This window comes from Lysobacter sp. 2RAF19, from assembly GCF_052115395.1.
Lineage (GTDB): Bacteria > Pseudomonadota > Gammaproteobacteria > Xanthomonadales > Xanthomonadaceae > Noviluteimonas.
In genome coordinates this window covers 242,634-258,622 of record NZ_JBFRGO010000003.1, presented here as the reverse complement: position 1 = coordinate 258,622, position 15,989 = coordinate 242,634, and the positions used below count along the sequence as shown (strand labels likewise).

General features: G+C 68.6%; 19 protein-coding genes, 1 tRNA gene and 1 other RNA gene. 6 read left to right on the top strand and 15 right to left on the bottom strand.

What is annotated here, in order from left to right; genetic code table 11:
• Positions 1-92: 92 nt before the first annotated feature.
• From fabG to AB4059_RS12670, 5 genes are all read right to left on the bottom strand, one after another.
• Positions 93-839: a 3-oxoacyl-ACP reductase FabG gene (gene fabG / locus AB4059_RS12690; protein WP_498979355.1), complete on the bottom strand. Its 747-nt coding sequence runs from the start codon at positions 837-839 to the stop codon at positions 93-95.
• Positions 836-1,783 (bottom strand): ACP S-malonyltransferase, encoded by a 948-nt coding sequence (fabD, locus tag AB4059_RS12685; protein WP_498979353.1) that lies wholly within the window; start codon positions 1,781-1,783, stop codon positions 836-838. The genes fabG and fabD overlap by 4 nt, the downstream gene beginning before the upstream one ends.
• 120 nt (positions 1,784-1,903) lie before the next feature.
• Positions 1,904-2,881 (bottom strand): beta-ketoacyl-ACP synthase III, encoded by a 978-nt coding sequence (locus AB4059_RS12680; protein ID WP_498979351.1) that lies wholly within the window; start codon positions 2,879-2,881, stop codon positions 1,904-1,906.
• 64 nt (positions 2,882-2,945) lie between these two features.
• Positions 2,946-3,137, bottom strand: coding sequence for a 50S ribosomal protein L32 (gene rpmF, locus AB4059_RS12675; RefSeq protein WP_498963971.1), 192 nt, complete (start codon positions 3,135-3,137; stop codon positions 2,946-2,948).
• Between the two features lie 45 nt (positions 3,138-3,182).
• Positions 3,183-3,731: a YceD family protein gene (locus tag AB4059_RS12670; protein ID WP_498979700.1), complete on the bottom strand. Its 549-nt coding sequence runs from the start codon at positions 3,729-3,731 to the stop codon at positions 3,183-3,185.
• A gap of 117 nt (positions 3,732-3,848) precedes the next feature.
• On the opposite strand from AB4059_RS12670, the gene AB4059_RS12665 reads away from it, so the two are divergent.
• Together AB4059_RS12665 and AB4059_RS12660 are read left to right on the top strand one after the other, a co-directional pair.
• The gene (locus AB4059_RS12665; protein WP_498979350.1) at positions 3,849-4,214 is read left to right on the top strand and encodes a hypothetical protein; all 366 of its coding nucleotides are present in this window, start codon (positions 3,849-3,851) and stop codon (positions 4,212-4,214) included.
• 2 nt (positions 4,215-4,216) lie between these two features.
• Positions 4,217-4,786, top strand: coding sequence for a Maf family protein (locus AB4059_RS12660; RefSeq protein ID WP_498979349.1), 570 nt, complete (start codon positions 4,217-4,219; stop codon positions 4,784-4,786).
• A 3-nt stretch (positions 4,787-4,789) separates the two neighbouring features.
• Here AB4059_RS12660 and AB4059_RS12655 read toward each other — a convergent pair whose 3' ends face one another.
• Positions 4,790-6,676: an ArnT family glycosyltransferase gene (locus AB4059_RS12655; RefSeq protein WP_498979348.1), complete on the bottom strand. Its 1,887-nt coding sequence runs from the start codon at positions 6,674-6,676 to the stop codon at positions 4,790-4,792.
• 70 nt (positions 6,677-6,746) lie between these two features.
• Here AB4059_RS12655 and AB4059_RS12650 point away from each other — a divergent pair, with 70 nt between their 5' ends.
• The 4 genes from AB4059_RS12650 to AB4059_RS12635 all read left to right on the top strand — a co-directional run bounded on the left by AB4059_RS12650 (position 6,747) and on the right by AB4059_RS12635 (position 11,167).
• Entirely contained in the window at positions 6,747-7,697 is a 951-nt protein-coding gene (locus tag AB4059_RS12650) for an AAA family ATPase (RefSeq protein WP_498979347.1), read from the top strand.
• A 2-nt stretch (positions 7,698-7,699) separates the two neighbouring features.
• A complete protein-coding gene (locus AB4059_RS12645; protein ID WP_498979345.1) occupies positions 7,700-8,659 on the top strand; it encodes a DUF58 domain-containing protein in 960 nt (319 codons plus the stop codon).
• The gene (locus tag AB4059_RS12640) at positions 8,656-10,614 is read left to right on the top strand and encodes a transglutaminase TgpA family protein (RefSeq protein ID WP_498979344.1); all 1,959 of its coding nucleotides are present in this window, start codon (positions 8,656-8,658) and stop codon (positions 10,612-10,614) included. The genes AB4059_RS12645 and AB4059_RS12640 overlap by 4 nt, the downstream gene beginning before the upstream one ends.
• A 64-nt stretch (positions 10,615-10,678) precedes the next feature.
• Positions 10,679-11,167: a Slp family lipoprotein gene (locus tag AB4059_RS12635; protein ID WP_498979342.1), complete on the top strand. Its 489-nt coding sequence runs from the start codon at positions 10,679-10,681 to the stop codon at positions 11,165-11,167.
• 286 nt (positions 11,168-11,453) lie between these two features.
• Here AB4059_RS12635 and AB4059_RS12630 read toward each other — a convergent pair whose 3' ends face one another.
• The 9 genes from AB4059_RS12630 to moaC all read right to left on the bottom strand — a co-directional run bounded on the left by AB4059_RS12630 (position 11,454) and on the right by moaC (position 15,989).
• On the bottom strand, positions 11,454-11,810 hold the full coding sequence (locus AB4059_RS12630; protein WP_498979341.1) for a histidine triad nucleotide-binding protein: 357 nt from the start codon (positions 11,808-11,810) through the stop codon (positions 11,454-11,456).
• An 11-nt stretch (positions 11,811-11,821) separates the two neighbouring features.
• Positions 11,822-12,412 carry a recombination mediator RecR gene (gene recR / locus AB4059_RS12625; RefSeq protein ID WP_498979340.1) on the bottom strand — a complete coding sequence of 197 codons (591 nt, stop codon included), beginning with the start codon at positions 12,410-12,412 and terminating at the stop codon, positions 11,822-11,824.
• Positions 12,413-12,425: 13 nt separating this feature from the next.
• Positions 12,426-12,746: a YbaB/EbfC family nucleoid-associated protein gene (locus AB4059_RS12620; protein WP_498979339.1), complete on the bottom strand. Its 321-nt coding sequence runs from the start codon at positions 12,744-12,746 to the stop codon at positions 12,426-12,428.
• Between the two features lie 31 nt (positions 12,747-12,777).
• Positions 12,778-14,472 (bottom strand): DNA polymerase III subunit gamma/tau, encoded by a 1,695-nt coding sequence (gene dnaX, locus AB4059_RS12615; RefSeq protein ID WP_498979337.1) that lies wholly within the window; start codon positions 14,470-14,472, stop codon positions 12,778-12,780.
• A gap of 34 nt (positions 14,473-14,506) precedes the next feature.
• Positions 14,507-14,603: signal recognition particle sRNA small type (gene ffs, locus AB4059_RS12610), an RNA gene on the bottom strand.
• 55 nt (positions 14,604-14,658) lie between these two features.
• Positions 14,659-14,751, bottom strand: a tRNA-Ser gene (locus AB4059_RS12605).
• Between the two features lie 90 nt (positions 14,752-14,841).
• Positions 14,842-15,258: a molybdenum cofactor biosynthesis protein MoaE gene (locus tag AB4059_RS12600; RefSeq protein ID WP_498979335.1), complete on the bottom strand. Its 417-nt coding sequence runs from the start codon at positions 15,256-15,258 to the stop codon at positions 14,842-14,844.
• Positions 15,259-15,504, bottom strand: coding sequence for a MoaD/ThiS family protein (locus tag AB4059_RS12595; protein WP_498979334.1), 246 nt, complete (start codon positions 15,502-15,504; stop codon positions 15,259-15,261).
• Positions 15,501-15,989, bottom strand: a complete 489-nt coding sequence (gene moaC, locus AB4059_RS12590; protein WP_498979333.1) for a cyclic pyranopterin monophosphate synthase MoaC — start codon at positions 15,987-15,989, stop codon at positions 15,501-15,503. The genes AB4059_RS12595 and moaC overlap by 4 nt, the downstream gene beginning before the upstream one ends.

Below are 15,989 nucleotides of genomic sequence, written 5' to 3'. Positions count from 1 at the left end.
GCGGGTAGTGTAGTGGAAGCCGGGGGGCGGCGCGTGGGGGCCTGGCCCGGCAAGCCGGTGGGTGGAATTGGTGTGGCGGCTTGGCCCAGCCGTCAGGGCATGTACATGCCGCCGTTGACGTGCAGGGTCTCGCCGGTGATGTAAGCCGCCGACGGCCCGGCCAGGAAGGCCACGGCGCGGGCGATGTCGGCCGGCTCGCCGAGGCGGCCCAGCGCGATCTGGCCCACGAGCGCGGCCTTGGCGTCCTCGGGCAGGCCCGCGGTCATGTCGGTGGCGATGAAGCCCGGGGCGACCACGTTCACGGTGATGCCGCGGCTGCCGATTTCCTTCGCGAGCGACTTGCTGAAGGCGATGATGCCGGCCTTCGCGGCGGCGTAGTTCGCCTGCCCCGCGTTGCCGGTGACGCCGATGACCGAGGCGATGTTGATGATGCGGCCCTTGCGCGCCTTCATCATCGGGCGCATGACGGCCTTGGAGGTGCGATACACGCTCGTCAGGTTGGTGTCGAGGATCGCCTGCCAGTCTTCGTCCTTCATGCGCATCAACAGGTTGTCGCGCGTGATGCCGGCGTTGTTGACGAGGATGGAGACGCCGCCGAATTCCTTGCCGATCGCATCGATGAGCGCTTCGACCGACGCGCCGTCGGTGACGTTCAACATGCGGCCGTGGCCGCCCTTGGCCGCGAGGCGTTCGCCGATGGCGGCCGCGCCGTTGTCGGTGGTGGCCGTGCCGATGACGGTCGCGCCCAGTGCGGCGAGTTCGTCGGCGATCGCCGCGCCGATGCCGCGGCTGGCGCCGGTCACCAGCGCGACTTCGCCCTTCAAGGTTTGTTCGCTCATGCCTGGCTCCATTCGGTGAGCGCGGATTCGAAGTCGGCGGACGTGCCGATCGCACGCGCGTCGAGCGTTTTGTCGATGCGCTTGACCAGCCCCGTCAACACCTTGCCCGGCCCGCATTCGACGATGCGCGTGGCGCCGCGCGCGGTGAGCGCCTGCACGCAACCGGTCCATTGCACCGGCAGGTAGAGCTGGCGCACGAGCGCATCGCGGATCGATTGCACGCCCTCGTGCACTTCGGCGTCGACGTTCTGCACCACCGGGCGATCGGGCGCCGACCACGCCAGTGCATTCATCGCTTCGGACAGGCGGTTGGCGGCTTCGCGCATCAGCGGCGTGTGCGACGGCACGCTGACGGCGAGCTTCACGGCCTTGCGCACGCCGCGTGCGGCGAGCAACTCGAGCGCGCGATCCACCGCGGCCGCATGGCCACCGATGACGATCTGGCCCGGCGAGTTGAAGTTGGCGGGCACGACGATGTCGTCGCCCGAGGCTTCCTTGCAGACTTCCAGCACGAGCGCGTCTTCGGCGCCGAGCACGGCGGCCATCGCGCCGGTGCCGGCGGGCGCGGCGTCCTGCATCAGTTGGCCGCGCAGGCGGACGAGCTTGGCGCCGTCGTGCAGCGACAACGCACCGGCGGCGACGAGCGCGGCGTATTCGCCCAGGCTGTGGCCTGCGAACAACGCCGGCTGCGCACCACCGCGCGCCTGCCACGCGCGCCATGCGGCGACGCCGGCGGCGAGCAGCGCAGGCTGCGTGAATTCGGTCTTGTTGAGTTGCTCTTCCGGGCCCTGCTGCGAGAGCGACCACAGATCCGCGCCTGCGCCTTCGGAGGCTTCGTCGAACGCCGCGCGCACGCGCGCATCGCCCGCGGCCAGGTCGGAAAGCATTCCGACCGATTGCGAGCCCTGTCCGGGAAATACGAAGGCGAGTTGGGGATTGCTCACGCGGTCACCCGTTGCAAAGAGGGCGGCATGATAAGTGCGTTCGCCGCGGGGCGTCTGTACGACGACGTATGTAACGTGTGAACTGCGGAGTCCGACACGCCGCCGATGCGGCGCGAACGATCAGTAACGAAGCAGCGCCGAGCCCCACGTGAAGCCGCCGCCGAAGGCTTCCAGCAGCACCAGCTGCCCGCGCTGCACCTTGCCCGTGCGCACCGCTTCGTCCAGCGCCAGCGGCACCGAACCCGAAGAGGTATTGCCGTGCTTGTCGACGGTGACGACCACGCGGTCCATCGGCATGTCCAGGCGCTTGGCCGTGGCTTCGATGATGCGCAGGTTGGCCTGGTGAGGGATCAGCCAGTCGATGTCGTGGCGGTCCATGCCGTTGGCTTCGAGCGCTTCTTCGACCACCGAATCCAGCGCCTTCACCGCGTGCTTGAACACGTCGTTGCCGGTCATCTGGATGCGTACGCCGCCGTTTTCCTCGGCCTTGAAGCCGACCGAGACGCCGACCGGGCTCCACAGCAATTCCTTCCTGCTGCCGTCGGCGTGCATGTGCGTGCTGAGGATGCCGGTCTCGGTGTCGGCCTTGAGCACGACCGCGCCGGCGCCGTCGCCGAACAACACGCACGTGGTGCGGTCGGTCCAGTCGACCATGCGCGTCAGCGTTTCCGAACCCATCACCAGCGCGGTTTTCGCCGCACCGGAACGGATGAACTTGTCGGCGACCGTGAGCGCGTAGATGAAACCCGAGCAGGCGGCGTTGACGTCGAAGGCCGGGCAGCCGAGCGCGCCGAGGCGGTGTTGCACCAGGCACGCGGTCGACGGGAACACCAGGTCCGGCGTCGTCGTGCCCAGGATGATCAGGTCGAGCTCGGAGGCCTGCACGCCCGCGGCTTCGAGCGCGCGAACGGCTGCGTGGTACGCGAGGTCGCCGGTGGTTTCGCCTTCGGCGGCCACGTGGCGCTCGCGAATACCGGTGCGCGCGGTGATCCACTCATCGCTGGTATCGACGAGCTTGGCCAGATCGTCGTTGGTGAGGACCTTTTCCGGCAGATAGCTACCGGTACCGGCGATGCGCGCGAACACTTGCTGGGTCATGCCCCTGCCCTGGATGGAATTGGCCCGGGGGCGCCGGCGCTTTGGCGCGCCGGCGCCGCGATCGTCACTCTTCGACGACGCGGTTCTTCGACGGCACGACCTTCTTGCCGCGGTAGTAGCCGTCGGCGGTCACGTGGTGGCGCAGGTGCGTTTCGCCCGTGGTCGGGTCGGTCGACAGCTGCTTGGCCGTCAAGGCGTCGTGCGAACGGCGCATGCCGCGCTTGGACGGGGAAACACGGGACTTCTGGACAGCCATGGTCTTGCTCCGATGAAAGCTTTTTGAATTGTCGAAGGGCTGCGATCAGCCTTTCGGTTTGTCCTTCAGCGCCGACAGCCCGGCAAACGGGCTTGCGCGCTGCATTTCTTCTTCCGATGCGGTCCAGTCGCGCTCGACCGCCTCGGTACCGGGCGCCACGGGGACCACGGGGACGGCGAGGATCAGTTCGTCCTCCACCAGCTCCGCGAGCCGCAGCAGGCCATCGTCGCCGACCAGCAGCGCCTCGTAGCCTTCCGGCAATGCATTCTCCCCTTCCTCGTCGCGGATCAGACCGAGCCGTTGCACGATCGATACCGGCAGTGCGAATTTCTTCAGGCTGCGCTGGCATTCCAGCGGGAGCCTGGCATCGATCCGCAACTCGACGAAGGGGATGCGCAACATGTCCTGGCCGAATTCGACCTCGACGCGTGCGCTGCCTTCGGTGTCCGCGAGTGCGCCCTTCAACCGCTGCATGCCGGCCAGCGGCAGCGCGCCTTCGAAGGTGCGTTGCGCGGCGACCATGCGCCAGGCGTCCAATTGTTCCGGAAGCCCGCGTGGGTGACCGGCCGAATGGGTGGGCGTATCGGCGGACATAAGCCGGGAATTGTTAGGCACGCACCCCATCGGTGTCAAACCGCCGGACTTCGAACTGCTTGATAAGGCAGGGAATCGGACGGCAGACTGCCGAGCAGATTGTCCTCGGAAGCCTGCGTGACCACCACCCTGCTCATCCTCATCCTTGCGGTGGTCGTCACGGCCGCATTCATCCTGGCCCTGCGGCGCCGGGCGAACCGGGGCCGCCAGCGGGCCGTGGCCGCGCTCCTGGACTCCGCCGACGCCCTGGAAGCCCGCCTGCGCGTGGCCCGGGCCGAGATCGAGGCCGTCGCCGGCGACGACGACAACCCGGTCCAGCAGGCCCTGCGTGAAATGCTCCGCCAGCGGCTGTGGCTCCAGAAGCACGGCCAGACCGCCTCGCTGGGGGAACTGCAGACCGTGCGCACGTCGATCGACGCCGCCCGCGCCCGCATCGAGGCCCAGCTGGCCCTCATCGAACGCGCCCGCGCGCCGCTGGCCTGACCATGCACCTGATCCTCGCCTCCACCTCGCCCTACCGGCGCGAGTTGCTCGGCCGCCTGCGCCTGCCCTTCGATGTCGTGCGGCCCGAGGTCGACGAAACCCCGGCCCCGGGCGAATCCCCGGCCTCCCTCGCGCTCCGCCTGGCGCGCGCGAAAGCCGAAGCCGTCGCCGCCGCGCACCCCGGAAGCTGGGTGATCGGGTCGGACCAGGTCGCCGACCTCGACGGCACGCCGCTCGGCAAATCGGGCGATCGCGACACGGCGATCGCGCAACTGCTGTCGATGTCCGCGCGCACCGTGGTCTTCCGCACCGCGGTGAGTGTGCGGTGCGACGATGCCGCCTTCGATTCGGTCGATTGCACGCGCGTGCGCTTCCGTCGTTTGTCCCTAGATGAAGTGCAACGCTACGTCGATGCCGAGCAACCCTTCGATTGCGCAGGGAGCTTCAAATCCGAAGGCTTCGGCATCGCGTTGTTCGATGCGATCGAAACGCACGATCCCACGGCGTTGATCGGCCTGCCGATGATCGCCACGGCGCGCATGCTGCGCGCCGCGGGCTTCGCGCTTCCCTGAGGATCAGTCGACGATCCGCAGCGGTTGCTCGGACCATTGTTCGACACTGCCGTCGCGCCCGGTCAGCCGCAACCCGAGCCAATGCATGCCCGGCGACACGGCGCCCACGCGCACGCGCGCGGTCCACGCCACGTAGGGGTGTTGCGGATCGTTCGAATCGCGCCAGTAACCGCGGATGCCGACGTGTTGCTGCCCGTAATCGGCCAGGCCGACCACTTCGCCATCCAGCGTGACTTCCACGCGCGCGATGCCCACGCCATCCTTGAACGCCCAGCCCGCCGCTTCGAAATCGCGCGACACGCGCGCCTTCGCCAGCGGCGAATCGATGTAGGCCATCGCCGGCGCCGTGCATTGGCCCGCCGCGCGTTTGGCGGGCATGCGAAACAACAGGAACCGCTGCCGCCCGTGGTCGATGTTCACCACGCGCGGCGGCGGCAGCGGACCGAGCATGTCGCACAGGGCGTGGTAGTGCTGCAGCAAGTCGCGATACCGCACTTCCGAGGCCCCCACCACGAGCAGCAGTTCACGTGCGCCCAGCGACGCGCGGTCGTGGACGCTCAGCTTCCACAAATCCAATTGCGGCGCGCGCCCGTGCGCCATGTTGAGCGCATGCGGCAGGACTGCGATGTCCGGATCGTCGAGCGCGAATCCGAGTTCCGCGCCGACCTTGAAATTGTCGGCGACGATGCGCGCATCGGGCCGCAGCTTGGCGCGTTCCTCGCGCACCGCGTCGGCGAGCGCACTCCAGCCGGCGAAATTGGCCGGATACCATTTCGCCGCCGCGAACCGCGCACGCGCGACCGGACTGGAAACCACCAGGTAATACCCGAGGATCGCGACCAGCCCCGCCACCGCGAGCGCCCAGGTCGCGCGCCGCCAGCCGCGCGGCCATTGCGCGAGCGTCGCCGGCACGAGCGGCACCAGCGCGTACAGGCCGGCGAGCGTCCAGTGGAAACTGATGCGCTCGTTGTCGGCGAAGAAGCCGAGCAGGCAGAACGCCACCACCGTGCCGCCGCCGAGCAACGCGAAATACCGGGCATGGTTGCGATCGTCCGCGCCCTGCCCGTGCCAGCCGCGCACCGCCGCGTGCGCCATCGCGGCGAACAACAGCGGCGTGGCGAGCAGCGCCTGGATGACGAAGAACCACGCGCCGTCGAAATGGAAATTCCACGGATGGCGATCGACGAGCTGGAAGCGCAGGCCCGCATCGGCGTTGTCGAGGTTCCACACGACCAGCGGCGTCCATGCGACCGCGCCGATCGCGAGCGCGACCCACGTGCGCACATCCTTCAACACATGGCGCCCGCGCGGGATCATCAGCAACGCGACCAGGCCCACGCCGATCACGGCCGCGAAGCGATAGTGGCTCAACGCGCCGATGGCCAGGCCCGCGGCGAGTTCGAGCGCGCCGGCGGGATCGACCTTGCGCAACAACCGCGCACCGGCATCCACGCACAACAAGGTCGCCAGCGCGAGCGGCACGTCGGGCACCGCGAGCAAGCCGAGCGTGCCGCCCAGCGGCAACAACACTGCGAGCAAGCCGGCCTGCCATGCGAAGACATCGCACGTGCGGTCGCCATCCTTCGGCGCGCACGCATGCCGGGCGATGCGCACGATCAGCCACGGCAAGGCCATGCCGATCAACAGGAACGGCCAGCGCAACCCGAAGACGTTGGTGCCCGCCACGGCCGTGCCCAGGCGCGCGAGCCACGCGGTGAGGCCCGGAACGTCGGAATAGGCGAGCGCCAGATGCCGGCCCTCCTGCCAGTAGAAGGCTTCATCGACGAACGGCGGCAGGCGCACCGCGACCCACAACTTGATCGCAGCCACCACGGCCCATGTCCACAGGAACGCGCGTCGCGCGCGCCGTGCGTCTTCTTCGTTCCGCATCGACCCCGGCCTCGTTAGACTCGAACTCGTACACTCCATCGAACATCGTGCCCAACCCAGCAGGAAGCGTATGTCTGCACTCCCGGCCGCGAAGATGCTACCCGATGCGCTCCGCCAGACCCTCGGGGATGCCCAGGGCCAGGTCAACACGCTGGTGCTGGGCAAGCCGCAGGCGGTCCGGCTGGCCTTCGTGGCCTTGCTGTCCGATGGCCACCTGTTGATCGAAGACCTGCCCGGCCTGGGCAAGACCACGCTCGCCCATGCGATGGCGGCCACGCTCGGCCTGGGGTTCCAGCGCGTGCAGTTCACCTCGGACCTGTTGCCTGCCGACATCCTCGGCGTCTCGGTGTTCGATGCGCAATCCCGGCGTTTCGATTTCCATCCCGGACCGATCTTCGCGCACGTGCTGCTCGCCGATGAAATCAATCGCGCGCCGCCACGCACGCAGAGCGCGCTGCTCGAGGCGATGGCCGAACACCAGGTCACCGTCGACGGACGCACGCATGCCCTGCCCTCGCCGTTCTTCGTGATCGCCACGCAGAATCCGGTGGACCTGGCGGGCACGTATCCGTTGCCCGATTCGCAGCTCGATCGCTTCCTGCTGCGCCTGACGCTCGGTTATCCGGGCGAAGAGGCCGAACGCGCCTTGCTCGCGGGGACCGACCGACGCGAGTTGATCGCGCAGGCCAAGCCCGTGCTCGGCAACGCCGACGTGCTCGCGCTGCGCACTGCCGCGAACGATGTGCACACCGGCGAGGCGCTGGTGTCCTACGTGCAGGCCTTGCTTGCGCGCAGCCGTCGCCATCCGGGCGTGCGCGTCGGGCTGTCGCCGCGCGCCGGCCTGGCCTTGCTGCGTGCGGCGCGCGCGTATGCGTTGTTGCTCGGTCGCGAACACGTCGTTCCCGAAGACGTGCAGGCCTTGTTCGCGCCCGTCGCCGCGCATCGCCTGGGCGCGGACGCCGATGTCGGCGATGGTGCGTCGCTGGCGCGCGCGATCCTGCACGCGGTTCCCGTCGACTGACGATGCGTGCCACGCTGCACGCGCTGCGCGCATGGATCGAGACCTTCGCGCGCCCGCGCGGGCCCGAGGCGGTGCCGATCCAACTCCATCGCGGCCGCATCTACGTCCTGCCCACGCGCTTCGGGCTGTTCTTCTGCGCCGCGCTGATGGCGATGGGGCTGGGCGCGCTCAACTACAACAACAATCCGGCGCTGTTGCTGATGTTGCTGCTCGCCGGCGCCGCGATGACGAGCCTGCTCAGTGCGCACCTGCAGTTGAGCGGCATGCGCTTCGTCGCCGTCGGCGGCGACCCGGTTCCCGCCGGCACGCCGATCCTGGTGCGCATCCATGCGCGCGCCGATCATCGCGGCCGCGCGCGGCGCGGCTTGCGCGTGGATTGCGCCGGCGGTGCCGGCAAGTTGTCGCTGCAAGAAGGTGCGGGCGAGGTGGAAATCGCGCTGCCGACTTCGCAGCGCGGCTGGTTCGACCTTCCGCGCCTGCGCGTGTCGACCACGCGCCCGCTCGGCATCGTGCGCGCGTGGTCGTGGATCTGGCCCGAGCAACCGTTGCTCGTGTATCCGCATCCCGAAGCCGATGGCCCACCGCTGCCCGAAGGCGCGGGCGAGGCCGCCGCCGCGCGGTTGCATCCGCTCGGCGACGACGTGCACCACCTGCGCGCGTACCGCCGCGGCGATCCGCCGCGCACCATCGCGTGGAAACCCACCGCGCGCCTGGGCAACCTGCTGGTGCGCGAATACGAACGGCCGCAATCGGCGGACATCGTGCTCGACTGGCAGGTGTTGGCCGGGATGGACACCGAGGCACGCATCCGTCGGCTCGCGCGCTGGGTCGATGAAGCCGAACGCGATGCGCGGCGTTATCGCCTCGTCGTGCCCGGCCATGCGCCGATCGGCCCGGCGCACGGGCCCGCGCATCGCCACGCATGCCTGCGCGCCCTCGCCCTGCTGCCGGGGCACGCATGAGCGCCTCGCCTTCCACCTCGCGCATCCGCCTGGATCCGCGCTCGCGCGCGACGGTGCTCATCGCGGGCGCCGCGTGCGTCGCACCCTTGTTGCTGCGGCTGGATCCGAAGCTCGCGACCGGCATCCTCGTTGCCGGCATCGCCGTCGCGGTGGGCGCATGGCGGCGTCCGTTGCCGGCGTGGTTGCGCGTGATCCTTGCGCTGGGCATGTCCGGTGCGGTGTTCGCGACGATGGGCGTGAACTTCGGCCGCGACACCGGTTGCGCGATCCTCGCCGCGATGCTCGCGGTGAAACCTGCCGAGACCGACAGCGTGCGCGATGCACGCAGCCTGCTGGGCTTCGCGCTGTTCGCGCCGTTCGCGACTTTCCTCCTCGACCAGGGGCCCTTGTCGCTCGGCCTGGGCCTGGTCGCCGCGGTCTGCGCTTTGATCGCGATGCAGCGCCTGTCGGACCTGGAATCGGGCGAACTGTCCGACGCCACGCCGTGGTTCAAACGCCTGGCGAGCACCGGACGCATGATCGGCCTCGGGCTGCCGATCGCCTTGGCGGCGTTCTGGCTGTTCCCGCGCCTGCCTACGCCGCTGTGGGGCGTGCCCGACCGCGCGATTTCGCGCCCGGGCCTGGCCGACAGCATGTCGCCCGGCCGGTGGGAAGACCTGATGTTCGACGATACGCCCGCCGCACGCGTGCGTTTCTTCGGCCGCACGCCGCCGAAGGACGCGATGTATTTCCGCGGGCCGGTATTCAGCGATTTCGATGGGCGCACGTGGTCGCGCGGCGCATGGGCGTCGGGCTATCCGGCCGCCGCGGTGGCGGGCGCGCGCGTGCAGTGGAACTACGAGTTGTCGATGGAACCCACCGACCGCCGGCAATTGATCGCACTGGACGTGCCGCTGTCGGCGCCGGCCAACGCGACCCTCGGGGAAGACCGCGCATTGCGCGTGGAGCGGCCGCTGGATTCGGTGACGCGCTGGCGCATGCGATCGGGCAACGTCGCGCAGTTCGGGGCGCAGCCGCTCGCGCCGTTCCTGCGCGCACGCAACCTTCGCTTGCCTGAAGGCTTCAATCCGCGCGCGGTCGCGCTGGCGCAGCAATGGCGGCGGGATGCGGGGAACGACGACGCGGCGATCGCCCGCCGCGCGCTCGCGTGGTTCCACAAGGAGTTCGGATACACGCTGGCCTCCTCGCTCGCGGGACGCAATGCGGTCGACCAGTTCCTCTTCGTCGACAAGCGCGGGTATTGCGAGCAGTTCAGCTCGTCGTTCGTCGTGCTCATGCGCGCGGCGGGGATTCCGGCGCGCGTGGTGGGCGGTTATGCCGGCGCGGACTACAACCCGGTCGGCGATTACTGGATCGTGCGCCGCTCCGACGCGCATGCCTGGGCGGAAATCTGGATCGCCGGACGCGGGTGGGTGCGCATGGACCCCACCGCGGCGGTGGCGCCCGAACGTGTGTTCGGCACCATCGCCGATCGCGCGGGCGCGGGCGACCTGCTGGCCTCGCTGCAACCGGTCTTCAATGTCGGCGACTGGATGTTGAATGGCTGGAACGACTTCGTGCTGGGGTTCAACGCCGATCGGCAGCGGGCGCTGTTCCGTCCCTTCGGCCTGGGCGACATCGATACCGAGATGTTGTTGATGCTGTTCTCGCTGGTCGCGTTGTCCTGCCTGGCCGCGACGGTGTGGCTCCTGAGCCGCGACGTGCGGGAGCGCGACCCCTTGCTGCGCGCCTGGCATCGCCTGGCGGGTCGTTACGGAAAACTGGGCCTGGGCCGTGCGTCGCACGAGCCGGCGCTGGATTGGGCCGAGCGGGTCCACCGTGCGCGGGCCGGGGGCGACGAGGGGCTGCGGGCCCTCGGCGTCCGGTTCAGCCGATGGCGGTATGGGCCGGGCCGGGGGGAAGCCGACGAATCGCTGAACGCCCTGCTCCGGGACCTGCGCGCACACCGCCCGTAACGCCGGCTGCGCGTATCGTGTGCATCATCAAGCCCCGGGCGGGCGGATTTCCTGGAGACGTGCCATGACAACGTTTCGATATGCGGCGCTGGTCGTGGCGGGTGTCCTGCTCGCTGCCTGCGCGACTCAGCCGACGCCCTTGCAGGGCGAGTATCTGGCGATGACGCCGCGCGATGCGGCCGCGGCGCAGCAGATCGGTTCGGTCGTGCGTTGGGGCGGGCGGATCGTGCAGACGTTGCCGCGCGACAACAACACGTGTTTCGAGGTGTTGGCGACGCCGTTGGATTCCAGTGCGCGTCCGCATTACAACTCCGACACCGACGACGGGCGTTTCATCGCGTGCCGCAACGGGTTCTACGATCCGGCGGTGTTCGAGCCCAATCGCGAGGTCACGTTCACGGGCCGCATCGAGGCGTTCGATACGCGCAAGATCGGGGACCACGATTATCGTTTTCCGCGCGTTGCGGCGGATGTCGTTTATCTGTGGCCGATCCGGGATCGCGTGGATGTGCTGACGTATCCGGCGCCTTGGCCCTGGTGGGGTTACTGGTAACTGCAAAAGCGGTAACGCCCGTCAGGGCTTTACACCCTCCGCTTTCGCGCCGCCCGAACGTTGTGCGTTCCAAACTTTTTTGGGAAAAAAATTTGAAACGCACAACGCTGGGGCATCACCTTTCGAGCGTTGGCTCTCGATCGGGCGCTTCGCCCGAGCAGTTGCTTGCCGGTGCGAAGCAAGCTTCGCACTGCCCCGATGGCTGTCGAAGAGGCAGCCATCTCAGTTGAGATGAGCCTCGCCGCGAGGCGTCCCACCGAAGGAGGTGCGTCAGCGAAACGCCAAGCTACTTCGGCGTTCCGAAGCGGCCTAGCTGTGCCCCGGCCAACAAGTGCAGGTGCAGTTGGAACACCGTCTGCCCGCCGTGGGCGTTGCAGTTGATGACCACGCGATATCCATCGTCGGCGAAGCCTTCCTGCCTCGCATACTCGGCGGCCGCGTAAGCCAGCTTGCCGACGATCTGCGCCTGCGACGGTTTCATCGCATCCAGCGTCCGCACCGATTCCTTCGGCACGAACAGCACGTGCACCGGTGCCTGTGGCGCGATGTCGCGGAAGGCGAACACCTCGTCGTCTTCGTAGACGATGTCCGCGGGAATCTCGCGGCGCGCGATGCGATGGAAGATCGTGTCTTCGTTGCTCATGTCCGACTCCTTCAAGGCATCTCGCTCCGCGTCCCGAAGGCGTGCGACAGCGTGCCGCGGTCAACGTATTCCAGTTCGCCACCCAACGGAACGCCGTGCGCGAGCCGGCTCGGCCGCACCTTGTGCCGCCGCGCGAGTTGCGCGAGGTAATGCGCCGTGGCTTCGCCTTCGACGGTCGGGTTGGTGGCGATGATGAGTTCCTGCACCTCGCCCTCGCCCATGCGCGCGTCGAGCTGGTCCAGGCCCAGTTCGCGCGGGCCGATGCCGTCGAGCGGGCTCAGCCTGCCCTGCAGGATGAAGTAGAGGCCGCGGAAGCCCGTCGCCTGTTCGATCGCGAGGCGATCGGCCGGCGATTCCACGGCGCACAGCAAGTGCGCATCGCGCGAGGCGCTGGCGCAGATCGCGCAGACTTCGGTTTCGCTGAAGTCGCGGCAGCGCGCGCAGTGGCGGATCTGTTCGACGGCCTGCGCGAGGACTTCGGCCAGGCGTTTGCCGCCCACGCGTTCGCGTTCGAGCACGTGATAGGCCATGCGCTGCGCCGACTTCGGGCCCACGCCCGGCAGTACGCGCAACGCTTCGATGAGTTGGTCGATCAGTGCCACGCAGCGGCGCCGATCAGAACGGCATCTTCATGCCCGGGGGAATCGGCATGCCGGCCGTCGCGGCGGACATGCGCGACTGGGATTCGGCGTTGACCTTGTTCACCGCGTCGTTGAAGGCGGCGGCGATCAGGTCTTCGGCCATTTCCGGATCGGCCATCACGGACGGATCGATGCGGACCTTGCGGCATTCCATGCGGCCGCTGATCGTCACGCTCACCATGCCGCCGCCGGACTGGCCGGTGACTTCGAGCTTGGCGAGTTCTTCCTGCGCGCGCTGCATGTTTTCCTGCATCTTCTGCGCTTGCTGCATGAGCTGGGCGATGTTTCCACGCATGGGGGCGTTCTCTCGTGTTTGGCGACGAGGCTCAGGCGTCGTCGAAGGGTCGGATGGAATCGGGCACGACGCTCGCGCCATGGCGCTGCATCAGGCGCTGCACGTCGGGGTCGCCGAGGAAGGCTTCCTCCGCGGCCACCTGGCGCGCGTCGCGTTCGCGGGCGGTGCGCTGGTGCAAGGTTTCGCCGCGCGCGGATTCGGCTTCGAAACGGATCTGCGGCGTCACGCCGAGCGTGCGCGCCAGCGCATCGGCCAGGCGCTTCACCAGGCCGTCGGCCTTGAGATGGTCGTCGGCCGGCGAAAGCGAGAGGCGCAGGATGCCGTCCTCGTAGGCGATGAAGCCTGCGTGCGCCGCGAGTTCTTTCGCGGGCCCGCCGAGGCCGAGGTTGGCGGCGAGGTCGGGCCAGGTGGTGGCGTCGATCGTCGTGGAAGAGGCGGGAATGGGGAGCGGGGAATGGGGAATGGGCGATTCGACGCGGGGTTGGGGTGCGTCCGTCGACGAGATGCTGGGTTTCGGGGGCGCGGGGGCCGCGACTGGCGCGGCTTGTTTTTCCATGAGCGCTTCGCGCGCGGCCTTCGGCCCGCGCACTTCACCGCCCTGCGGAATGCTTCCCTCCCTATTCCCTATTCCCGCTTTTCCATCCCCCGCACTTGGCCGAAACGCCAACATCCGCAGCACCGTCATTTCGAACCCGGCGCGCGGGCTCGGTGCGAGCGACAAATCGCGGCGACCGTTCAAGGCCATCTGGTACCAAAGCTGCACGAGTTCGGGCCGCAGCTTCGCCGCAAGCACGTCGACCGGCACGCTGTCTTCGTCGATCTCCGCGCCCGGCACGAGCTGGCGCACCTGCACGCGATGCAAGGCATCGGCGAGTGCATCGAGCACGCCGTTCCAGTCGGGCGAGAACTCGGCGAGCGTGCCGACGATATCGAGCATGCGCGCGCCATCGCCCTGCGCGAGTGCGTCGAGCAGGCCGGCGACCTGCGTGCGATCCACGGTGCCGAGCATGGCGGCGACGGCGTCATCGTCGAGTTGGCTGCCGGTGTAGGCGATGGCCTGGTCGAGCAGCGAAAGGCCGTCGCGCAGGCTGCCGTCGGCGGCGCGCGCGAGCTGGCGGATGGCGCCGGGCTGCGCGGGAATCGCCTCGGCTTCCAGGATCTTCGTGATCTGGCCGGTGATCTGCGCCTCGTCCAGCCGCTTGAGGTTGAACTGCAGGCAGCGCGAGAGGACGGTGACGGGGAGTTTCTGCGGGTCGGTGGTCGCCAGCAGGAACTTCACGTGGCCCGGCGGCTCCTCCAGCGTCTTGAGCAGTGCGTTGAAGGCCGACTTCGACAGCATGTGGACTTCGTCGATCAGGTAGACCTTCACCCGGCCGCGGCTGGGCATGTATTGCGCGTTGTCGATCAACTCGCGGACGTCATCGACGCCGGTGTTGCTGGCCGCGTCGATCTCCAGCAGGTCGACGAAGCGGCCCGCGTCGATGTCGCGGCACGCGTTGCATTCGCCGCACGGTTCGGCGGACGTGCCGCGTTCGCAATTGAGCGACTTGGCGAAGATGCGCGCGATCGTCGTCTTCCCCACCCCGCGCGTGCCGGTGAAGAGGAAGGCGTGGTGGACCCGCCCGGAATCGAGCGCATTGGTGAGCGCCCGCACGACGTGTTCCTGACCGACGAGCTCGGCGAACCGCCGGGGCCGCCACTTCCGCGCAAGGACGAGATAAGACATGGGCGAATGATGCCACGTCGCCGGAATGGCGATGACCCCGCCAGCTGACCTCGGCACCCGCATCGACCGATACCGTTGCTGCCTTCCGGCCCTGGCGGGATTTTCGATCTAGCGTCGCGAGGGGCCGACGGGGCCACCATAGGACTGTTCAGCGCAACGGCCCGCCTGGCGGGCCGTTGCCGAATGTGGCGGAGAGAGCGGGATTCGAACCCGCGAAGCGGGGTTTAGCCGCTTACACACTTTCCAGGCGTGCTCCTTCAACCGCTCGGACACCTCTCCGCTGGAACCCCTGGGACGGCTTGCGGCCGACGTTCGGGCCGCGAATTCTAGCCCCCGCCCCTGCGCCGAACAAGCGCGGGCGTTCCAGGTTCACTCCGGATGCAGCCAATCCGCATCGCCCTGCGCGTAGCGTTCATGCTTCCAGATGGGCACGCGCTGCTTCACTTCGTCGATGATCCAGCGGCAGGCGGCGAAGGCGGCGTCGCGGTGCGCGGCGGCCACGCCGACCCAGACGGCGAGTTCGCCGATGGCCAGATCGCCCGTGCGGTGGATGCAGCGCGCGTCGAGGATCGCGAAGCGTTCGCGGGCCTCGGCCAGCACGCGCTCACCTTCGGCCTCCGCCAGCGCGGCGTAGGCCTCGTAGCGCAAACCGATGACCGCGCGCCCGGCATTGTGGTCGCGCACCCAGCCTTCGAAGCTCGCGTAGCCACCCACGCGCGCGTCCAGCAATTGCGCCCGCAGGGAAGCGACGTCGAAGGGGGTGTCCGACAGCGCGAACCGATGCATCTAACCGCCCGACACCGGCGGGATGAATGCGATCTCGCTGCCATCGCGCGGCACGTCTTCCCAGCGCGCGAAATCGCCGTCGACCGCCACGCGCAGGCGCTCCACGGGCAAGGCGAAGCCGTAGCGCGCGCGCAGTTCGAGATACAGCACGCGCAGGTCCGGTGCATTCGTATCGAAGGTCTCGTGGTCGACCTCCGCCTGGTCGCGCAGGGAGGCGAAGTACAGCACGGTCACGTGGGCGCTCATCCGACGTCTCCCACGTCGCGCTTGCCGCCGCGCTTGGCCGTCAGTTTCGCCGGGCCGATGACGATCGCGTGCGAAAGCGCCTTGCACATGTCGTAGACGGTGAGCGCGGCGACGGTCGCGCCAGTCATCGCTTCCATCTCCACGCCCGTGCGGTGGATGGTGCGCACCGTGCAGGTGATGGTGAGTTCGCTGGCGTGCGACCAGTCGATCGCGATCGCACAGCCATCGATCGGCAGCGGATGGCAGAACGGGATGAGTTCCCAGGTCTTTTTCACCGCCATCGTGCCGGCGATGATCGCGGTGTCGACGATCGCGCCCTTCGCGCTGCGCAGGCCGTTGGCGCGCAGTTGCCGCGCGACATCGGCGGGGAATTTCACGCGGCATTCGGCGCTCGCCACGCGTGCGGTGACCGCCTTGTCGGCGACGTCGACCATCGCGGGCCGGCCGTCGGCGGACACATGCGTCAGGGACTGCTTGCGCGTCAT